Source organism: Pseudomonas sp. LB-090624 (assembly GCF_003205205.1).
Classification (GTDB): domain Bacteria; phylum Pseudomonadota; class Gammaproteobacteria; order Pseudomonadales; family Pseudomonadaceae; genus Aquipseudomonas.
Map to the genome: position 1 here is coordinate 56706 of NZ_QJRL01000014.1, position 14890 is coordinate 71595.

Below are 14890 nucleotides of genomic sequence, written 5' to 3' on the forward strand. Positions count from 1 at the left end.
AATGAGCCAGGCGTTGATTGAACTGCAGGACCTGGTGTTCGCCTGGCCCCGCCAGGCGCCGCTGCTGGATATTCCGGCGTTCCGCCTGGATGCCGGCGAAGCGTTGTTCCTGAAAGGCCCCAGCGGCAGTGGCAAGACCACGCTGCTAGGTTTGCTGGGCGGGGTAACCGTACCCGATCAGGGCAGCATCCATTTGCTCGGCCAGGATCTTGGCAGCCTTGGCCAAGGCGCCCGTGACCGCTTCCGGGTCGACCACACCGGGTACATCTTCCAGCAGTTCAACCTGCTGCCGTTCCTGTCAGTGCGTGAGAACGTCGAGCTACCCTGCCGTTTCTCGAACAGCCGCAAGGCCCGCGCCGAGCAGCGCCATGGCAGTGTCGACCAGGCCGCCAGCACGTTGTTGGCGCACCTGGGGCTGGGCGATCCGGCGCTGCTCGCGCGCCGCGCCGACAGCCTTTCGATCGGCCAGCAGCAGCGGGTTGCCGCTGCCCGCGCACTGATCGGCCAGCCCGAACTTGTGATTGCCGACGAGCCGACCTCGGCGCTGGATGCCGATACCCGCGAAGCGTTCATCCACCTGCTGTTCGCCGAATGCCGCGCCGCCGGTTCCAGCCTGCTGTTCGTCAGCCACGACCAGAGCCTGGCGCCGCTGTTCGACCGCCACCTGTCCCTGGCTGAACTCAACCGTGCCGCCAAGCCCCGGGAGGCCTGATGTACCTACTCCGCCTTGCCTTGGCCAGCCTGGCCAATCGCCGCTTTACCGCCTGCCTCACGGCCTTCGCCATCGCCCTGTCGGTGTGCCTGCTGCTGGCTGTGGAGCGGGTTCGTACCGAGGCTCGTGCCAGCTTCGCCAGCACCATCAGTGGTACCGACCTGATCGTCGGTGCGCGCTCTGGCTCGGTGAACCTGTTGCTGTATTCGGTGTTCCGCATCGGCAACGCCACCAACAACATCCGCTGGGACAGCTTCCAGCACTATGCACACGACCCACGGGTGAAGTGGGCAATTCCGATCTCGCTGGGCGACTCGCACCGCGGCTACAGAGTGATGGGCACCACCACAGATTACTTCAGCCGCTACCAGTACGGCCGCCGCCAGCATCTGGAACTGAGCCAAGGGCGTGAGTTTGCCAACGACCCGTTCGAGGTAGTGCTCGGCGCCGAAGTGGCCGAGGCATTGCACTACAAGCTGGGTGACAAGCTGGTGCTGGCCCACGGTGTGGCCGCAATCAGTCTGGTCAAGCACGACGACAAGCCGTTTACCGTCGTCGGCGTACTCAAGCGCACCGGCACCCCCGTCGACCGCACCCTGCATATCAGCCTGGCCGGCATGGAGGCGATCCATATTGACTGGCACAACGGTGTACCGGCCCGCGGTGCCGGGCGGATCAGCGCCGATCAGGCGCGTACGATGGACCTGCAACCTGCCGCCATTACCGCGTTCATGCTGGGCCTGAACAACAAGATCGCCACCTTCAGCCTGCAGCGGGAGATCAACGAGTATCGCAGTGAGCCATTGCTGGCGATCCTGCCTGGCGTGGCCTTGCAGGAGTTGTGGAGCTTGATGGGCACCGCGGAGCAGGCGCTGTTCGTGGTGTCGCTGTTCGTGGTGCTGACGGGCTTGATCGGGATGCTTACGGCGATTCTCACCAGCCTCAACGAGCGCCGCCGGGAGATGGCGATACTACGTTCGGTCGGGGCCCGGCCGTGGCATATCGCCGGGCTGCTGGTACTGGAGGCGCTGTCGCTGGCGGCTGTCGGCATTTTCGCCGGGCTGGGTTTGCTCTATGCAGGGATCGCCCTGGCGCAGGGGTATGTGCAGGCCAACTACGGTTTGTATCTGCCCCTGGCACTGCCGAGCGCGCATGAGTGGACCTTGCTGGCTATCATCCTGGGGGCGGCGTTGCTGATGGGCAGCGTGCCGGCGTGGCGGGCTTATCGGCAGTCGCTGGCCGATGGCCTGTCCATCCACCTCTGAGTACGCGGAATGATCAGACACCTCACCACCTGCTTCGCGGGCACGCCCGCGAAGAGGCCGGCAATGCATATGCTGCTGGCCCTGCTGTTGCTGGCAGCCATGCCTCTATGGGCCGCCGAGCCCAAGGAGCTGGACTGGCCCGCGCTGATCCCTGAAGGTGCACCGGTCATCCCGCCGCAACTCACCCCGCTGCACGACATGTCGCAGCTCAGCAACGCCTTGTCTGCCGAGTCCGCGCCTGCCGCACGCCAACAGGCGCCTGATGCGCCTGTGGTGCAAAGCCTCGACGGCCAGCAAATCAAGCTGCCCGGCTACATCGTGCCGCTGGAAGTCAGCGAAGAAGGCCGCACCACGGAGTTCTTGCTTGTCCCCTACTACGGCGCGTGCATCCACGTACCACCGCCGCCGTCGAACCAGATCGTGCACATTTTCAGCGAAATGGGTGTGCGCGTCGAAGACCTTTACCAGCCTTACTGGATTGAAGGAAAGATGCAGGTTAGAGCCTCCAGCAGCGAGCTAGCCGATGCCGGCTACCAGATGGAAGCGGAGAAAATATACGTTTATGAGCTGAAATGAGAACCGCTTCGAATTTGTAACGACGCTTCTTTGAGCTGGGTCAAACAATCCGTTTAGACGGCTCCGTACCATTGGACTACTCGATTACTCACGTCCTTTGGGAGCTTCCATGAACAAGTCCTTGCTCGGCGCCTCACTTGTGGCCCTTGCGCTCGCCGCCCCTGCCGCCCATGCCTACCAGGCCGGAGACATGATCCTGCGCGCTGGTGCCATCACCACCGCACCGAACGAAAGCAGTGGCGACCTGAAATTCGACGGCAACAAGGTTTCGGGCACCAAGGCGACTCTGGATAGCGACACCCAGCTGGGCTTGACCTTCGCCTACATGCTCACCGACCACATCGGCCTGGAACTGCTGGCAGCCACCCCGTTCAAGCACACCGTCGGCGTCAAGGGCCTGGGCGGCGGCCTGGACGGCAAGCTGGCCGACATCAAGCAACTGCCGCCGACACTGTCGCTGCAGTACTACCCGATGGAGCCGAACTCCAGGTTCCAGCCATATGCCGGTGTCGGCATCAACTACACCTTGTTCTTCGATGAAGACTTGAGCAGCGCCCGCAAGCAGCAAGGCTTCAGCAACCTGAAGCTGCAGGACTCTGTCGGCATCGCCGGCCAGCTGGGTATGGACTACATGCTCACCGAAAACCTGCTGGTCAACGCTTCGGTCTGGTACGTCGACATCGACACCAAGGCCAGCGTCAACGGCCCGACTGCGCTGGGCTATAGCAAGACCAAGGTCGACGTCGACGTCGACCCATGGGTGTACATGGTCGGCCTCGGCTACAAGTTCTGAGCGGCACACTGCAGGGCGGCTTCGGCCGCCCTTGTTTTCTGCGGCCATAGCCAGCAGCCAAAAGCCGCCGCGCTGATCGCCATGGCCAGGGCGCAGAGCGCCCCAATGGGAATCAGCTTTTGCCCAGCAGCCGCGCCAAACCCTCGACCATCGGCGTCGCCTGCGGAAAATCGAACCGCGCCAGCAGGCGCTGGTTCTCCGCTCGCGAATGGCGGATATCACCCGATCGCGCCGCCGCATAGCTGATCGCTGGCAAGCTCCCCACAACCTTCTCCAGCGCAGCCAGCAACTGGTTCAGTGAGGTCGCCTGGTTCAGCCCGATGTTCACCGCCCCCTCCTCAACCTGCGGCTGCTCCAGTGCCTGCACCATCACCTGCACCAGGTCGCCCACGTAAAGGAAGTCACGGGTCTGCTCGCCGTCACCGAACACTGTAATCGGCAAGCCCTGCACAGCGCGCTCGCAGAAGATGCTGATCACCCCGGAATACGGTGAGGAAGGGTCCTGCCGTGGCCCGAAGATATTGAAGAAGCGAAACACCACCGGCTCCAGGCCATGCTGGCGACGGTAGAAGTCCAGGTACTGCTCACTGGCCAGCTTGTCCACGGCATAAGGGGTCAACGGCGCCTTGGGCGTGTCTTCGGCAATCGACTCCCCTTCACCATTGTTGCCGTACACCGCTGCGCTGGAGGCAAACAGCACCCGACGCAGGCCATGCACGCGCATGGCTTCGCAAACGTTGAGGGTACCGATGAAGTTACTCTGGTGGGTACGCACCGGGTCTTCGACCGAGGCCTGAACCGACGCTACCGCTGCCAGATGCACCACAGCACGGCAGCCAGCCGCCGCCTGAGTGACCAGCCCTGCATCGGCAACATCACCTTCGATCAGTTCCAGCCGTGGGTGGTCGACCTGCAGATTGCTTCGCCGGCCGGTGGAGAAGTCGTCGAGAATGCGTACGGCGTAGCCTTTGTCCAACAACGCATCGCACAGGTGGGAGCCAATGAAGCCGGCACCGCCGGTGATCAGGATGGGGGCGTCAGCCATGGCGGTAGAACCGGTCCAGTAGAGGCGGCAAGCCCGCGCGCCAGGCACGCGGCTTGATGCCGAAGGTATGAAGGATTTTCTTGCAGGCCAATACCGCGTGCTGTGGCTCTTCGCTGGCGTCCGGGCGCGCGGCATGGGCCTGCGGGGTGGGTGCCTGCACCGCCAGTTGGCGGTACTGACCGGCCTCGGCGAGAATCGCCTGGCCCAGCGCCAGCGGCGTAGTCGCCTCGTTGCCGGCGTAATGGTAGGTGCCCCACAGCGGCGCACTGCAGTCGAGTTGCTTGAGCACCGACAGGATCACCCGAGCGGCATCGTCGACCGGGGTAGGGTTGCCACGCCGGTCATCGGCCAACAGCAATTCCTGCGGTTGCTCGGCACGTGTCAGGAAACGGCCCAGCGAGCCATCGATGCTTTCGTCGAGCAACCAGCCAAAGCGCAGCAGCACATGCTGCGGGCAGGCCGCGCGCACGCTCTGCTCGATGCGCCACAGCGCCTGACCACGCAAGCCCAACGGCACGGGCTCGTCTTTCTCGCTGTAGGCCGTGGCTCGCGCCCCATCAAACACCCGGTAGCTGGAAGGCTGCACCAGGGTGATCTGATGGTGCTGGCACAGCTCTGCCAGCCGTTCCACCGCCCGCTCCTGTAGCGCCAGGCGCGGCTCGCTGACCGACTCGGCCTGGAACCAGTCGAAATAATAGGCCAGATTGACCAGGGCGTCGGGGCGGTGGTCGTCGAGCAACTGCGTAAGGCTGGACGGCGTCCAGCCATTCTCGGGCGGGCGCGGCGCCAGAAATGCGATGTCCTCCTCGGCCCCAAGACGAATCAGCGCTTGCCCGAGGGCATTGCCACCACCCAACAGCATTAGGCGCATACGCATAGAGTCAGCAGATCCGGAGAGGTTGTTGAAGGAAAGGGGCCATTTTGCGGTTTCCTGCCCGGGAAGTCCAACACCGGACCCGTTCGATGCCACAGGGCGCGATTCCACAGTTTCACCGCTCAATACCGCCGCAGACAGAAATTTCCTACGACATACGAGGCATGGGCTGACTACCACATCACGGCATAACGCCATTGAATAGTCGACTCCCCACTTGCCAGCCAGGGAGTTTCACACAAAAACGACAAGGACTGTTCAATGCCTCATACGGAAGCTGCCTACCTGGATTCAAGCGCGCAAGGCGAAGGTATCGACTAGCCTATTCTGCGTGACGGCTGCACCAATCATTGGCTTTTATGACGGCATCTTCGGCCCTGGAGTCGGCTCGTTCTTCATGCTGGCCTGCGTGGTCCTCTTGGGCCAGCACCTCATTCAAGCCGTATGCACCAGCAAGCTTTTGAACGCAGCCTGTAACCTAGGCGCATTGTCAGTCTTTTCTCTAAGAAGGGCGATCATCTGGCCGCTGGCGCTGGCAATGGCGCTCGCCGCCTTTCTGGGCGCGCAATTGGGGGCACGCTGCGCAGTACGCTTCGGCTCACGCCTCATAAAACCGCTGCTGGTCAGCGGCTGCTGCATCATGGCACTCAAACTGCTGCTCGATACCGGCAACCCGCTCGGCGAATGGCTCAACCAGTTCTTCTAGAGAGCACCATGCACATTCAAAAGGCTTCCCCGCAGCGCGTGAAGTGGCAGTTTGACGAGCCCGCCCCGGGCAAAGAGCTGTTCATCAATGAAGTCTTTGAAAACTACCAGCAACAGGCGCGATTGCTGTTACCTGATATCGAGCGCGCAGCCCCCGCATTCGTTTTGGGGGGCGCGCGTTCGGACTTTACCCGGCTCAACCCACTGCTTTATCGCCTGCAAACCGCAGGCATTGGTTCACTCACTGGCAATCTGTCAGGTCATAGCCTCGCCAGCGAGCCAGGCGCAATGGCGCCGTCACTGGCTACGAACCTTGATGAAGCAAAGCGTTTCCACGCGCATATCGCGCCTCGATGCCGAACGCTCATCGGCCACAGCCTTGGCGCGGCAATTACGCTTAAGCTTGCAGCACAGTTGCCACAAGTGGACAGCATCGTATTGATCTGCCCTGCAGTTTATCCAGACGATGCCCACCAGGCGCCGTTCGGCCCGGCATTCACTGCCGCCATCAACAAGCCTTTCGGTTTTCTGGAGAGCGATAGCTACACCTTCCTCAACCAGTTTCGTGGAAGAGTATTGATGGTGATCGGCGAGTACGACGGGCTCAACTCCCAGAGATTCGGCAAAGGCCCCGGCACCAGCGCTGGCAATTTGTGGCTTGCTGGCACTGAACGCTACAGCCCGATTCCTGAAGAAGTTACCCTCGCCTTGATGCGAGCAGTTTCAGCGGCGCGTTTGCAATGCCTGTTTCTTACCGACTGCGACCATGGCATCGCAGCTCATTTGCGCAGTACTCCAACAATAGCGGACCAGGTTGCGGACGCAGTAGTATCGTTCATCCTCGACAGTGCTTAAGGCGTTTAGCATTACTCGATCTCGAACAGACCATTGCGCAACGGCCCCACGCTCAACCGCTCGCGCACATCGTCATCTATACGAGGATCATCCGGCCGGTACAGTTTCACCTGCCGGTAGGCATTGATGCGATTGATCTCCTCGCCCAGGTACTCCCACACCACCCGGGTACAGGCCGGGTTGCGCCGGTCGCCGCTGGAGACACCGGCCTTCAGCCCGTTCAGGCGGGTGATGCGGCTTTTGAAGCTGGGAATGAGAATGGTCTGACTCATCTCGTTGAAGGTCAGCGACTCATAGTCGATGAGGAACACTCGGTCCTGCAGCTGGAATGCCGCGCCCAGGTAGCGGCAACGGACTTCGGCATGCTGGTCGGTAGCGCTGGAACGCTCTTGACGCTCCTGGCGCTCGAACAGGAAGCGGCCGCGCTCTTCCCACAGGTGCACCAGCGACACCAGGATCGTGCCCGGTACCGACATGCAGTTGGAATACTCGAAGTAGTAACCGCAATAGCGCGACAAGTTACCGGCGTGCTCATGCAGCGGGCGGAACAGCTCGCTGATTGGATCGCTGGGCTGCTCGGTCAGCGTCGACACGCGGGCACCGATCAGGCGGGCGAACTGATCGGCTGGCAGGTTCAGCTCGTAATCTTCGACGCCGAAGAAATCGCCGATGCGTTTGAGGTTGAAAGCCGTCGGACGGCTCTGCCCGCTCAGGTACTTGTTGAACTGTGCCCGGTTGATCGAAAGCTGGCGGCAAACTTCGGAAATAGAGCGGTAGTGGCTGCAGGCCAGTTTCAGATTGGTAGCGAAATGATCGCTCATGTCAGGAATCCAGGTGACGCGAATGACGCCATTGTAGCATCAGGTCGCATCAAGTCAGAGCAATCCGCGAAATTGTAACCTCTCTTGTCATGGCCAACCATGCGCCCAACGAATAGCGGTGCGCCTGCCGTCCGCTGGTCTTTCCACACGAAGAATAAGAATCGAGGTCATTTTCCAATGCTCGAAGTACTCAACGATTTCCTTTCCGGGAAACTCCTCATCGTGCTGATCGTAGGGCTGGGTAGCTATTTCACCATCCGCTCCCGCTTCGTCCAGTTCCGCCATTTCGGCCACATGTTCGCTGTATTCAAGGAATCGCTGCGTGGCCAGGCAGGCCAGCTGAGCTCCTTCCAGGCCCTTATGCTGAGCCTGGCCGGCCGCGTGGGCGCCGGCAACATCGCCGGTGTCGGTATCGCAGTCACCCTGGGTGGCCCAGGTGCGGTGTTCTGGATGTGGGTCACCGCACTGGTCGGCATGTCCAGCAGCTTCTTCGAATGTACCCTGGCCCAGGTGTACAAACGCGCTGATGGCGACGGCCTGTACCGTGGCGGCCCGGCCTACTACATCCAGCACGGCCTGAAGCTGAAAAGCATGGCCATCGTGTTCTCGATCTTGCTGCTGGTCACCTACGGCTTCGCCTTCATCGGCCTGCAGTCGTACACCGTGACCCACTCGCTGCAGAACGCCTTTGACTTTGCCCCAAGCCACACCGGTCTCGTTCTGGCCGTGCTGCTGGCTGTCACCTTCATCGGTGGCATCAAGCGCATCGCTGCAGTGTCGGACCTGCTGGTACCGGTCAAGACCCTGGCCTACATTGGCGTGACCCTGTATGTGATCGGCACCCAGATCGAACACGTGCCGGCCATGCTGGAAACCATCTTCAAGAGCGCCTTCGGCCTCGACCCAGCCTTCGGCGGCCTGCTCGGCAGCGCCATCGTCATGGGTGTGAAGCGTGGTGTGTTCGCCAACGAAGCAGGCCTGGGCAGTGCACCGAACGTCGCCGCCGTGGCGGCCGTGAAACACCCTGGCGCGCAGGGCGTGGTCCAGGCGTTCAGCGTGTTCCTCGACACCTTCGTGATCTGCACCTGCACCGCACTGCTGATCTTGCTGTCGGGCTTCTACACCCCAGGCTTTGAAGGTGACGGAATTGTCCTGACCCAGAACTCGCTGGCCGCCGTGGTCGGTGACTGGGGCCGTGTGTTCGTCAGCGTGGCGCTGTCGCTGTTCGTGTTCACCTGCATCCTCTACAACTACTACCTGGGCGAAAACAGCCTGCAGTTCCTCAGCCGCAACCGCGTGGTGCTGATGGTGTTCCGTGGCCTGGTACTGGCACTGGTGGTATGGGGTTCGATGCAGGACCTGTCGACCGTGTTCGCCTTCGCCGACATCACCATGACCTGCCTGGCGTTCGTCAACCTGATAGCCCTGGCCCTGCTGTTCAAGGTGGGTCTGCGGGTAATGCGCGACTACGACGACCAGCGCAAGGCCGGCGTCCAGCAACCCGTGTTCGACTCGACCAAGTTCGCCGACCTGGACCTGGATCGCAACGCCTGGCCTGCCAACCCGCAGGTGGAAACAGCCGCTGACAAAGCCGTTGGCCAAGCTCAGCCGCAGCGCTGATATCCTCCCCTGCCCAAGCCGCCCCGTCCGTGGGCGGCTTTTCTCCGCTCACCGCTACGGATGCTTTCCATGCGTGCAGTCAAGAATCTTCTCGTTCTCTATACCGGTGGCACCATCGGCATGCTCGAAACCCCCGAAGGCCTGGCGCCGGCCGGTGGCTTCGAAGCGCGAATGCGTGAACACTTCGCCCAGATGGCCGATGCGCCCCAGGTGCAATGGACCCTGCAAGAGCTGAACCCGCTGCTCGACAGCGCCAACATGCAACAGCACAACTGGCTGGCGATGCGCGATGCCATCGTCACCGCAGTGGATGTGGCTGGCCATGATGGCGTGCTGGTGCTGCATGGCACCGACAGCATGGCCTACAGTGCAGCGGCATTGTCGTTCCTGCTGCTGGGCCTGCCAGCACCGGTGCTGATTACCGGCTCGATGTTGCCGGCCGGCGCCCCTGGCAGCGATGCCTGGCCCAACCTGTGTGGTGCGCTGCGCCAGTTCGAACAAGGCGTGGAAGATGGCGTGCAGCTGTACTTCCATGGTCAGTTGCTGCATGGCTGCCGGGCTTCGAAACTGCGAAGCGAGGCGTTCGATGCGTTCGTTGCACTGCCGCGCCATCGCGGCAGTGAGCGGGCCGAGGCAATCCCCGCCGAGCTTGGCTACAAGCAGCCACGTCAGCCGGTCAACCTGGCTGTATTGCCGGTATTCCCAGGCTTGCAGGCCGGGCACCTGCAAGGTGTGCTGGACAGTGGTGTGCAAGGCTTGCTGCTGGAGTGCTATGGCAGCGGTACCGGGCCGTCGGACGACTTGCCGTTGCTGGAGGTGTTGCGTGCGGCGCGTCAGCGCGGTGTGCTCCTGGCGGCGATCAGCCAATGCCCTGAAGGCTCGGTGGTGTTCGATACCTATGCCGCAGGTAACCGACTGCGTGGCGCTGGGCTGGTCAGCGGTGGTGGCATGACCCGCGAGGCGGCGCTGGGCAAGATGCTCGCGTTGCTGGGAGCTGGGCTGGATGTAGATGCCGCAGAACAGTGGTTTGCGCTGGATCTGTGCGGCGAGCGGGCTTAGGGTTCACCCTTGAGGCTTTCTTTGCGGGTAAAAATGGCGGAAGGCAGCGGGAGTCGAACCTGCCCGGGAACGGCTGCCGTCCCCAACCGGGTTTGAAGCCCGGCCGCGCCACCGGGCGCGATTGCCTTCCTTGAACTCAGTGCCTGGCCTGCTGCTGGGCCAGGGCGCTGTCGGCGCGGATGTGACGCTGGTCGGCCACCCTGCGGGTCAGGCCGATGCGGTCGAAGTATTCCAGAATCTGCACACTGCGCTTGCGACCGATGCCCAACATATCGCGAAACGCGGCAACCTGCACTATCGGCGTGTCCCTGGCCTGCCCCAGCAGCAGCTCTGCCATGCGCTGTAGCGTCGCCTCGGGGTAGAACAAGTCGCGTACCACCTGATGCACCATGCCCAGCCGGGCAAGCTTGCGCAGCAGCAGGCGCACATCGGCTTCAGCACAGTTTTCCTCACTGGCCAATGTTCTGACCCAAGGCGGATCGTATTGCCCCGCCAGCAACTTCGGCTGCAAACGCGCCCACATGGCGCTGTCAGCCTCGCTCAACTGTACCTTGTGATCGGGCAAATGCAGCCAAGGCCCGCTGCTGGCAATGAGGCTTTCATCAAGCAGCTCATCCAGCAGGCTGACGAATGCTGGCCTCTCCAGAGGCAAGGCAGCAAAGCGACGCAGGCGGTCACGATCCGGTCCTAGTTGATCGGGCTCCTGCTCATGAAAACGCGCCAGCTGCTCCAGCACCTGCTGCTTCAGCGCTTGCCACTGGGCGATGGCGAACAGCAGTTGGCCCTGTCGCGTGGCCACCACCAACACGTCCTCAGGCAATTGCCAGGTTTCGCGCAAGCGATTGAACTGCCGCTCGAGGCGCTGCGGGTCGAGGCCACCCGGAGCGCTGGCGAGCAGTGCCGGCAGTGCCTGCTCAAGGTCTTCGGCATCGCGCAGCGCCTGCAACTGGCGCAAACGCTCTTCGCTACGGCGTTGGCGGCTTGGTGCGAATGGGTCGAGTACCCTGCCGCCGCCCAAGGTGCGCTGGGCACGCTGGTCGCGCAGCACCAGGCGGTCACCATGCACTGCCTGCAGCGGCGCGTTGAGCAGTAACTGGGCAAACATGCGTCGCCCGGCCGTCAGGGTTTCGCCTTCCAGCAAAGCAACCCGGGCCGTCACATCCTGGGTGCCCAGGTGCACATGCACGGCACTGAAGTGTTCGAACGTTCGGGGCTCGTCCGGCAACAGGTTGAGCTCGATATCCACCCGCACGCTGGGCGCATGCAGCCATTCGGATACCAGCCAGTCGCCACGGTGCACCTGCTCTGCAGCCAAGCGTTCGGCAGCGATATTCAGCGCCACCCGTTGGCCGGCTTCAGCCACCAATGCGGCCTGGTTCTGCGCGTGCAGGCCGCGCACCCTCACCGCTTTGCCGGCCTTGCCCAGCAACAAGGTATCGCCGGCACTCACCCGCCCGGCCAGCGCAGTGCCGGTAACTACCACGCCGGCACCAGTAACGGCGAAGGCGCGGTCGACAGCCAGGCGAAAACTGCCGCGCACGCTGCGTTGCCGCACAGTGCTCTCAGCCTCCAGCAAGGCTTGGCGCAACGCGTCGACGCCTTCCCCGCTGAGGCTCGACAAGGGAAACTGCCGCGCTCCGGCATACGGGCCCGGCGCCAGCAGTTCACTGACTTGCAACTGCACCTCCGCCAGACGCGCCGGCTCGACCCGGTCGCATTTGCTGATTGCCACCAGCGCTTGAGGAATGCCCAACAGCTCGATGATCGCAAGGTGCTCGCGGGTCTGCGGCATGACCCCGTCGTCGGCAGCCACCACCAGCAATACCAGGTCGATGCCATGGGCTCCGGCCAGCATGTTGTGGATAAACCGCTCGTGCCCTGGCACATCGATAAAGCCGGTAAGCGGTGCGCCTTCACTCAGCGCGGCATAGCGGTAGCCAAGGTCGATGGTCATGCCGCGGTCGCGCTCCTCCTGGCGCTGGTCACCGGCCTGCCCGGTCAGCGCCTTCAGCAGTGCGGTCTTGCCATGGTCGATGTGGCCAGCGGTACCTACGATCACTGCACCGGCCCCAACTGCAGGGCGGGCAACTGCGCCAGCCACTGGGCTTCGTCATCCAGCTGGCGCAGGTCCAGCCATAGGGCATCGTCGTCGATGCGGCCCAGCACCGGTACCGGCAGGCCACGCATGGCTCGCTCCAGCACATGCAGGCTGCGCCCGCGCAACTTCTTCGACACCTGCGGGCGCAGGCACAAGGCCGCACTGGGCAGGCGCGCCACCGGCTGGCTGCCACTGCCGATCATGCCCAACGCAGGTTCTACGCTGACGGCCCATTGCTCGCCAAGACATGCCTGCATTTCGGGCATCAGGCGCTCGGCCTGGGCCTGGATCTCGACCTGGCTTCTGGTCAGCAGGCGCAAGCTGGGCAGGCGCTCGGCCAAGCGATCCGGGTTGCGGTACAGCGCCAACACCGCCTCCAGTGCCGCAAGGGTGATCTTGTCGACGCGCAGTGCACGCTTGAGTGGGTTCTTCTTGATCCTGGCGATCAGCGCCTTGCGGCCGACGATGATCCCGGCTTGTGGCCCACCCAGCAGCTTGTCGCCGCTGAAGGTGACAATATCGGCGCCATCTGCCAGGGCTTGGCGCACCGTCGGCTCGGCGGGCAGGCCCCAGCGGGTGAGGTCGAGCAGGCTACCGCTGCCGAGGTCTTCGAGCAGCGGCAGGTCGTGCTGGTGGGCGATGCGCGCCAGCTCGGCGGTGGGCACCTGGGTGGTGAAACCCTGAATGCTGTAGTTGCTGCAATGCACACGCATCAGCAGGCCGGTGCGCGGGCCGATGGCGGCTTCGTAGTCACGGGCATGGGTGCGGTTGGTGGTGCCGATTTCGTGCAACTTCACACCGGCGCGGGCCATGATGTCAGGGATGCGAAAGGCGCCGCCAATCTCGATCAGCTCGCCGCGGGAGATGATGCCCTCCTTGCGCGCGCCAAGACTGTTGAGCGCCAACAGCACGGCAGCGGCATTGTTGTTGACCACGGTGACGGCTTCGGCGCCGGTCAGCTCACGGATCAGCCCTTCGATCAGGTCGTCGCGGTCGCCGCGCTTGCCGCTGGCCAGGTCGAACTCCAGGTTGAGCGGGTAGCGAGCGGCAGTCTGCATGGCCTCGATGGCCTCCTCCGGCAGCAAGGCACGGCCGAGGTTGGTATGCAGCACGGTGCCGGTGAGGTTGAAGACGCGGCGGACATGGCTGCGTTGCTGGACGACGAGACGTTCACCGCAACGGCCAAGGAGAACTTCCGGGGCCAGCTCGGCACAGTCGAGTTCGCCATTACGCACCGGTTCACGCAGGTCGTCGAGTAGCTGGCGCAGGGTGGCCAGGACTGCTTCGCGGCCATGGCGGTCTATCAGGGGAAGGCAGGCCGGGTGGCGCAGGAGGGTGTCGATGGAGGGCAAGCGTGGGATGTCGCTGGCGAGGCTGTTGGACATGCGGTACTACCTTGGACTGATCCGTTGTCTGTTCCGGCCCTTTCGCGGCCATGCCCACTCGCACAGGATCGTCTGCAAGTCTTGAGGCCTGCAGGTCTTTGTGGGAGCGGGTTTACCCGCGAACAAGGCGACTCGGTACTTCAGTGTAGACACTCACCCACTACCCAGGCGCAAGCATCAGGTTGGGTGCCAGGCGGTGGAAGCCCTCCTCGTCCAGGCGCATGTCCAGCGCCAGGCTGGCCAGGTCGTCGGCCAGCGGTTCGGCCAGCGCATCGTTCTCCAGGTAATTCTGCTTCAGATAGCTCTCGCAACCCGGGCAGCACTCGGCCCGCAGCGGCGCCTTGCCCGGCGCATGGCGGTCATCTTCAAGGCTGGTGTAACGCAAATCCTTGCTTGAATCGCAGTACACGCACTTGACCCGCACCACATGCCACTCACAGGCACATAACGAACAGGCCAGGTAACGCAGCCCATTGTGCTTGCCGCGGTTGCGCACCACGCCGGCCATCGCCGGCGCACCACAAGCCGGGCACTGGGCCAGGCTACTTGCTGGCTTGAGCTCGGGTGTGGGCAGCGCCAGCAGCCAGCTTGACCATGCAGCCTGCAGCGCGGCGCCAAGGAACGGCACCAGCGCCGCCGGCACCGCATCGTATTGGCCTGCGAGCAAGGCAACGCCCCACCCCTTGCGCTGATTTTCATCACTGCTGCGCAGCACGTGCAAAGCCTCGCCCAGCGGGCCAGTAGTTTCCCCACGCAACTGCTCGAGAAGGGCCTGCAACCAGACCAGCCACGGGCCCTCACGAACCAGGCTGTCAGCCGCCAGCGGCGGCAAACCATGACTTATGCACAGGCGCTGGCGTTCCTCGGCTACGGGTAGGTCGCCAGGAGGGTTATCCACAAGCTGCTGTTGAATCCGGCAAAGCCGCGCGATCAACTGCAGGTAGTCGCCAAGGGCATTGCCGTGTGCCAGTTGCTCCAGGCGCGCAGCGCGCAGATCGAACAGGTTGGCAGGAGGCAGGTGGAGAAACGGCGGCATCACCGCCGACGCTTCAATCTGCCCGGGTTCGAGTATCGTGCTCAAG

The 14890-nt window shown here is 63.1% G+C and carries 13 protein-coding genes, 1 tRNA gene and 1 pseudogene; 8 read left to right on the forward strand and 7 right to left on the reverse strand.

What is annotated here, in order from left to right; all coding sequences use genetic code 11:
• The first annotated feature begins 1 nt into the window (after nt 1).
• The 4 genes from DMX11_RS15045 to DMX11_RS15060 all read left to right on the forward strand — a co-directional run bounded on the left by DMX11_RS15045 (nt 2) and on the right by DMX11_RS15060 (nt 3346).
• Complete coding sequence (locus tag DMX11_RS15045; protein WP_110745241.1) at nt 2-712, forward strand: ABC transporter ATP-binding protein; 711 nt, start codon at nt 2-4, stop codon at nt 710-712.
• Entirely contained in the window at nt 712-1977 is a 1266-nt protein-coding gene (locus tag DMX11_RS15050; protein ID WP_110745242.1) for an ABC transporter permease, read from the forward strand. Before DMX11_RS15045 ends, DMX11_RS15050 begins: the two co-directional genes overlap by 1 nt.
• A gap of 63 nt (nt 1978-2040) precedes the next feature.
• Complete coding sequence (locus DMX11_RS15055; protein WP_110745243.1) at nt 2041-2553, forward strand: DUF3299 domain-containing protein; 513 nt, start codon at nt 2041-2043, stop codon at nt 2551-2553.
• Nucleotides 2554-2662: 109 nt separating this feature from the next.
• Complete coding sequence (locus DMX11_RS15060; RefSeq protein ID WP_016497769.1) at nt 2663-3346, forward strand: OmpW family protein; 684 nt, start codon at nt 2663-2665, stop codon at nt 3344-3346.
• A gap of 112 nt (nt 3347-3458) precedes the next feature.
• Here DMX11_RS15060 and DMX11_RS15065 read toward each other — a convergent pair whose 3' ends face one another.
• Both DMX11_RS15065 and DMX11_RS15070 read right to left on the reverse strand, forming a co-directional pair.
• On the reverse strand, nt 3459-4391 hold the full coding sequence (locus DMX11_RS15065) for an NAD-dependent epimerase/dehydratase family protein (protein ID WP_110745244.1): 933 nt from the start codon (nt 4389-4391) through the stop codon (nt 3459-3461).
• Nucleotides 4384-5268: a sugar nucleotide-binding protein gene (locus DMX11_RS15070; protein WP_110745245.1), complete on the reverse strand. Its 885-nt coding sequence runs from the start codon at nt 5266-5268 to the stop codon at nt 4384-4386. The genes DMX11_RS15065 and DMX11_RS15070 overlap by 8 nt, the downstream gene beginning before the upstream one ends.
• A 289-nt stretch (nt 5269-5557) precedes the next feature.
• Between DMX11_RS15070 and DMX11_RS15075 the strand changes: the two are divergent.
• Together DMX11_RS15075 and DMX11_RS15080 are read left to right on the forward strand one after the other, a co-directional pair.
• A pseudogene (locus DMX11_RS15075) lies at nt 5558-5971 on the forward strand (TSUP family transporter); the annotation flags it as partial.
• An 8-nt stretch (nt 5972-5979) separates the two neighbouring features.
• Nucleotides 5980-6825 carry an alpha/beta hydrolase gene (locus DMX11_RS15080; RefSeq protein WP_110745246.1) on the forward strand — a complete coding sequence of 282 codons (846 nt, stop codon included), beginning with the start codon at nt 5980-5982 and terminating at the stop codon, nt 6823-6825.
• Nucleotides 6826-6836: 11 nt separating this feature from the next.
• Here the strand turns inward: DMX11_RS15080 and DMX11_RS15085 are convergent, their stop codons facing one another.
• Complete coding sequence (locus DMX11_RS15085; protein WP_110745247.1) at nt 6837-7646, reverse strand: helix-turn-helix transcriptional regulator; 810 nt, start codon at nt 7644-7646, stop codon at nt 6837-6839.
• 177 nt (nt 7647-7823) lie between these two features.
• Here DMX11_RS15085 and DMX11_RS15090 point away from each other — a divergent pair, with 177 nt between their 5' ends.
• Together DMX11_RS15090 and DMX11_RS15095 are read left to right on the forward strand one after the other, a co-directional pair.
• Nucleotides 7824-9266, forward strand: a complete 1443-nt coding sequence (locus tag DMX11_RS15090) for a sodium:alanine symporter family protein (protein ID WP_110745248.1) — start codon at nt 7824-7826, stop codon at nt 9264-9266.
• Between the two features lie 69 nt (nt 9267-9335).
• Nucleotides 9336-10325: an asparaginase gene (locus tag DMX11_RS15095; protein ID WP_110745249.1), complete on the forward strand. Its 990-nt coding sequence runs from the start codon at nt 9336-9338 to the stop codon at nt 10323-10325.
• A gap of 34 nt (nt 10326-10359) precedes the next feature.
• Here the strand turns inward: DMX11_RS15095 and DMX11_RS15100 are convergent.
• The 4 genes from DMX11_RS15100 to fdhE all read right to left on the reverse strand — a co-directional run bounded on the left by DMX11_RS15100 (nt 10360) and on the right by fdhE (nt 14889).
• Nucleotides 10360-10455: transfer RNA gene (locus DMX11_RS15100), tRNA-Sec, on the reverse strand.
• A gap of 6 nt (nt 10456-10461) precedes the next feature.
• Complete coding sequence (gene selB / locus DMX11_RS15105) at nt 10462-12384, reverse strand: selenocysteine-specific translation elongation factor (protein WP_110745266.1); 1923 nt, start codon at nt 12382-12384, stop codon at nt 10462-10464.
• Nucleotides 12381-13808, reverse strand: a complete 1428-nt coding sequence (selA, locus tag DMX11_RS15110; protein ID WP_110745250.1) for an L-seryl-tRNA(Sec) selenium transferase — start codon at nt 13806-13808, stop codon at nt 12381-12383. Before selA ends, selB begins: the two co-directional genes overlap by 4 nt.
• 160 nt (nt 13809-13968) lie before the next feature.
• Entirely contained in the window at nt 13969-14889 is a 921-nt protein-coding gene (fdhE, locus tag DMX11_RS15115; RefSeq protein WP_110745251.1) for a formate dehydrogenase accessory protein FdhE, read from the reverse strand.
• Between the last annotated feature and the right edge of the window lies 1 nt (nt 14890).

Excerpts from the sequence above, each read along its gene's own strand:
- DMX11_RS15045 (WP_110745241.1), top strand. The coding sequence starts at position 2 with ATGAGCCAGGCGTTGATTGAACTGCAGGACCTGGTGTTCGCCTGGCCC.
- DMX11_RS15050 (WP_110745242.1), top strand. The coding sequence starts at position 712 with ATGTACCTACTCCGCCTTGCCTTGGCCAGCCTGGCCAATCGCCGCTTT.
- DMX11_RS15055 (WP_110745243.1), top strand. The coding sequence starts at position 2,041 with ATGCATATGCTGCTGGCCCTGCTGTTGCTGGCAGCCATGCCTCTATGG.
- DMX11_RS15060 (WP_016497769.1), top strand. The coding sequence starts at position 2,663 with ATGAACAAGTCCTTGCTCGGCGCCTCACTTGTGGCCCTTGCGCTCGCC.
- DMX11_RS15065 (WP_110745244.1), bottom strand. The coding sequence starts at position 4,391 with ATGGCTGACGCCCCCATCCTGATCACCGGCGGTGCCGGCTTCATTGGC.
- DMX11_RS15070 (WP_110745245.1), bottom strand. The coding sequence starts at position 5,268 with ATGCGTATGCGCCTAATGCTGTTGGGTGGTGGCAATGCCCTCGGGCAA.
- DMX11_RS15080 (WP_110745246.1), top strand. The coding sequence starts at position 5,980 with ATGCACATTCAAAAGGCTTCCCCGCAGCGCGTGAAGTGGCAGTTTGAC.
- DMX11_RS15085 (WP_110745247.1), bottom strand. The coding sequence starts at position 7,646 with ATGAGCGATCATTTCGCTACCAATCTGAAACTGGCCTGCAGCCACTAC.
- DMX11_RS15090 (WP_110745248.1), top strand. The coding sequence starts at position 7,824 with ATGCTCGAAGTACTCAACGATTTCCTTTCCGGGAAACTCCTCATCGTG.
- DMX11_RS15095 (WP_110745249.1), top strand. The coding sequence starts at position 9,336 with ATGCGTGCAGTCAAGAATCTTCTCGTTCTCTATACCGGTGGCACCATC.
- selA (WP_110745250.1), bottom strand. The coding sequence starts at position 13,808 with ATGTCCAACAGCCTCGCCAGCGACATCCCACGCTTGCCCTCCATCGAC.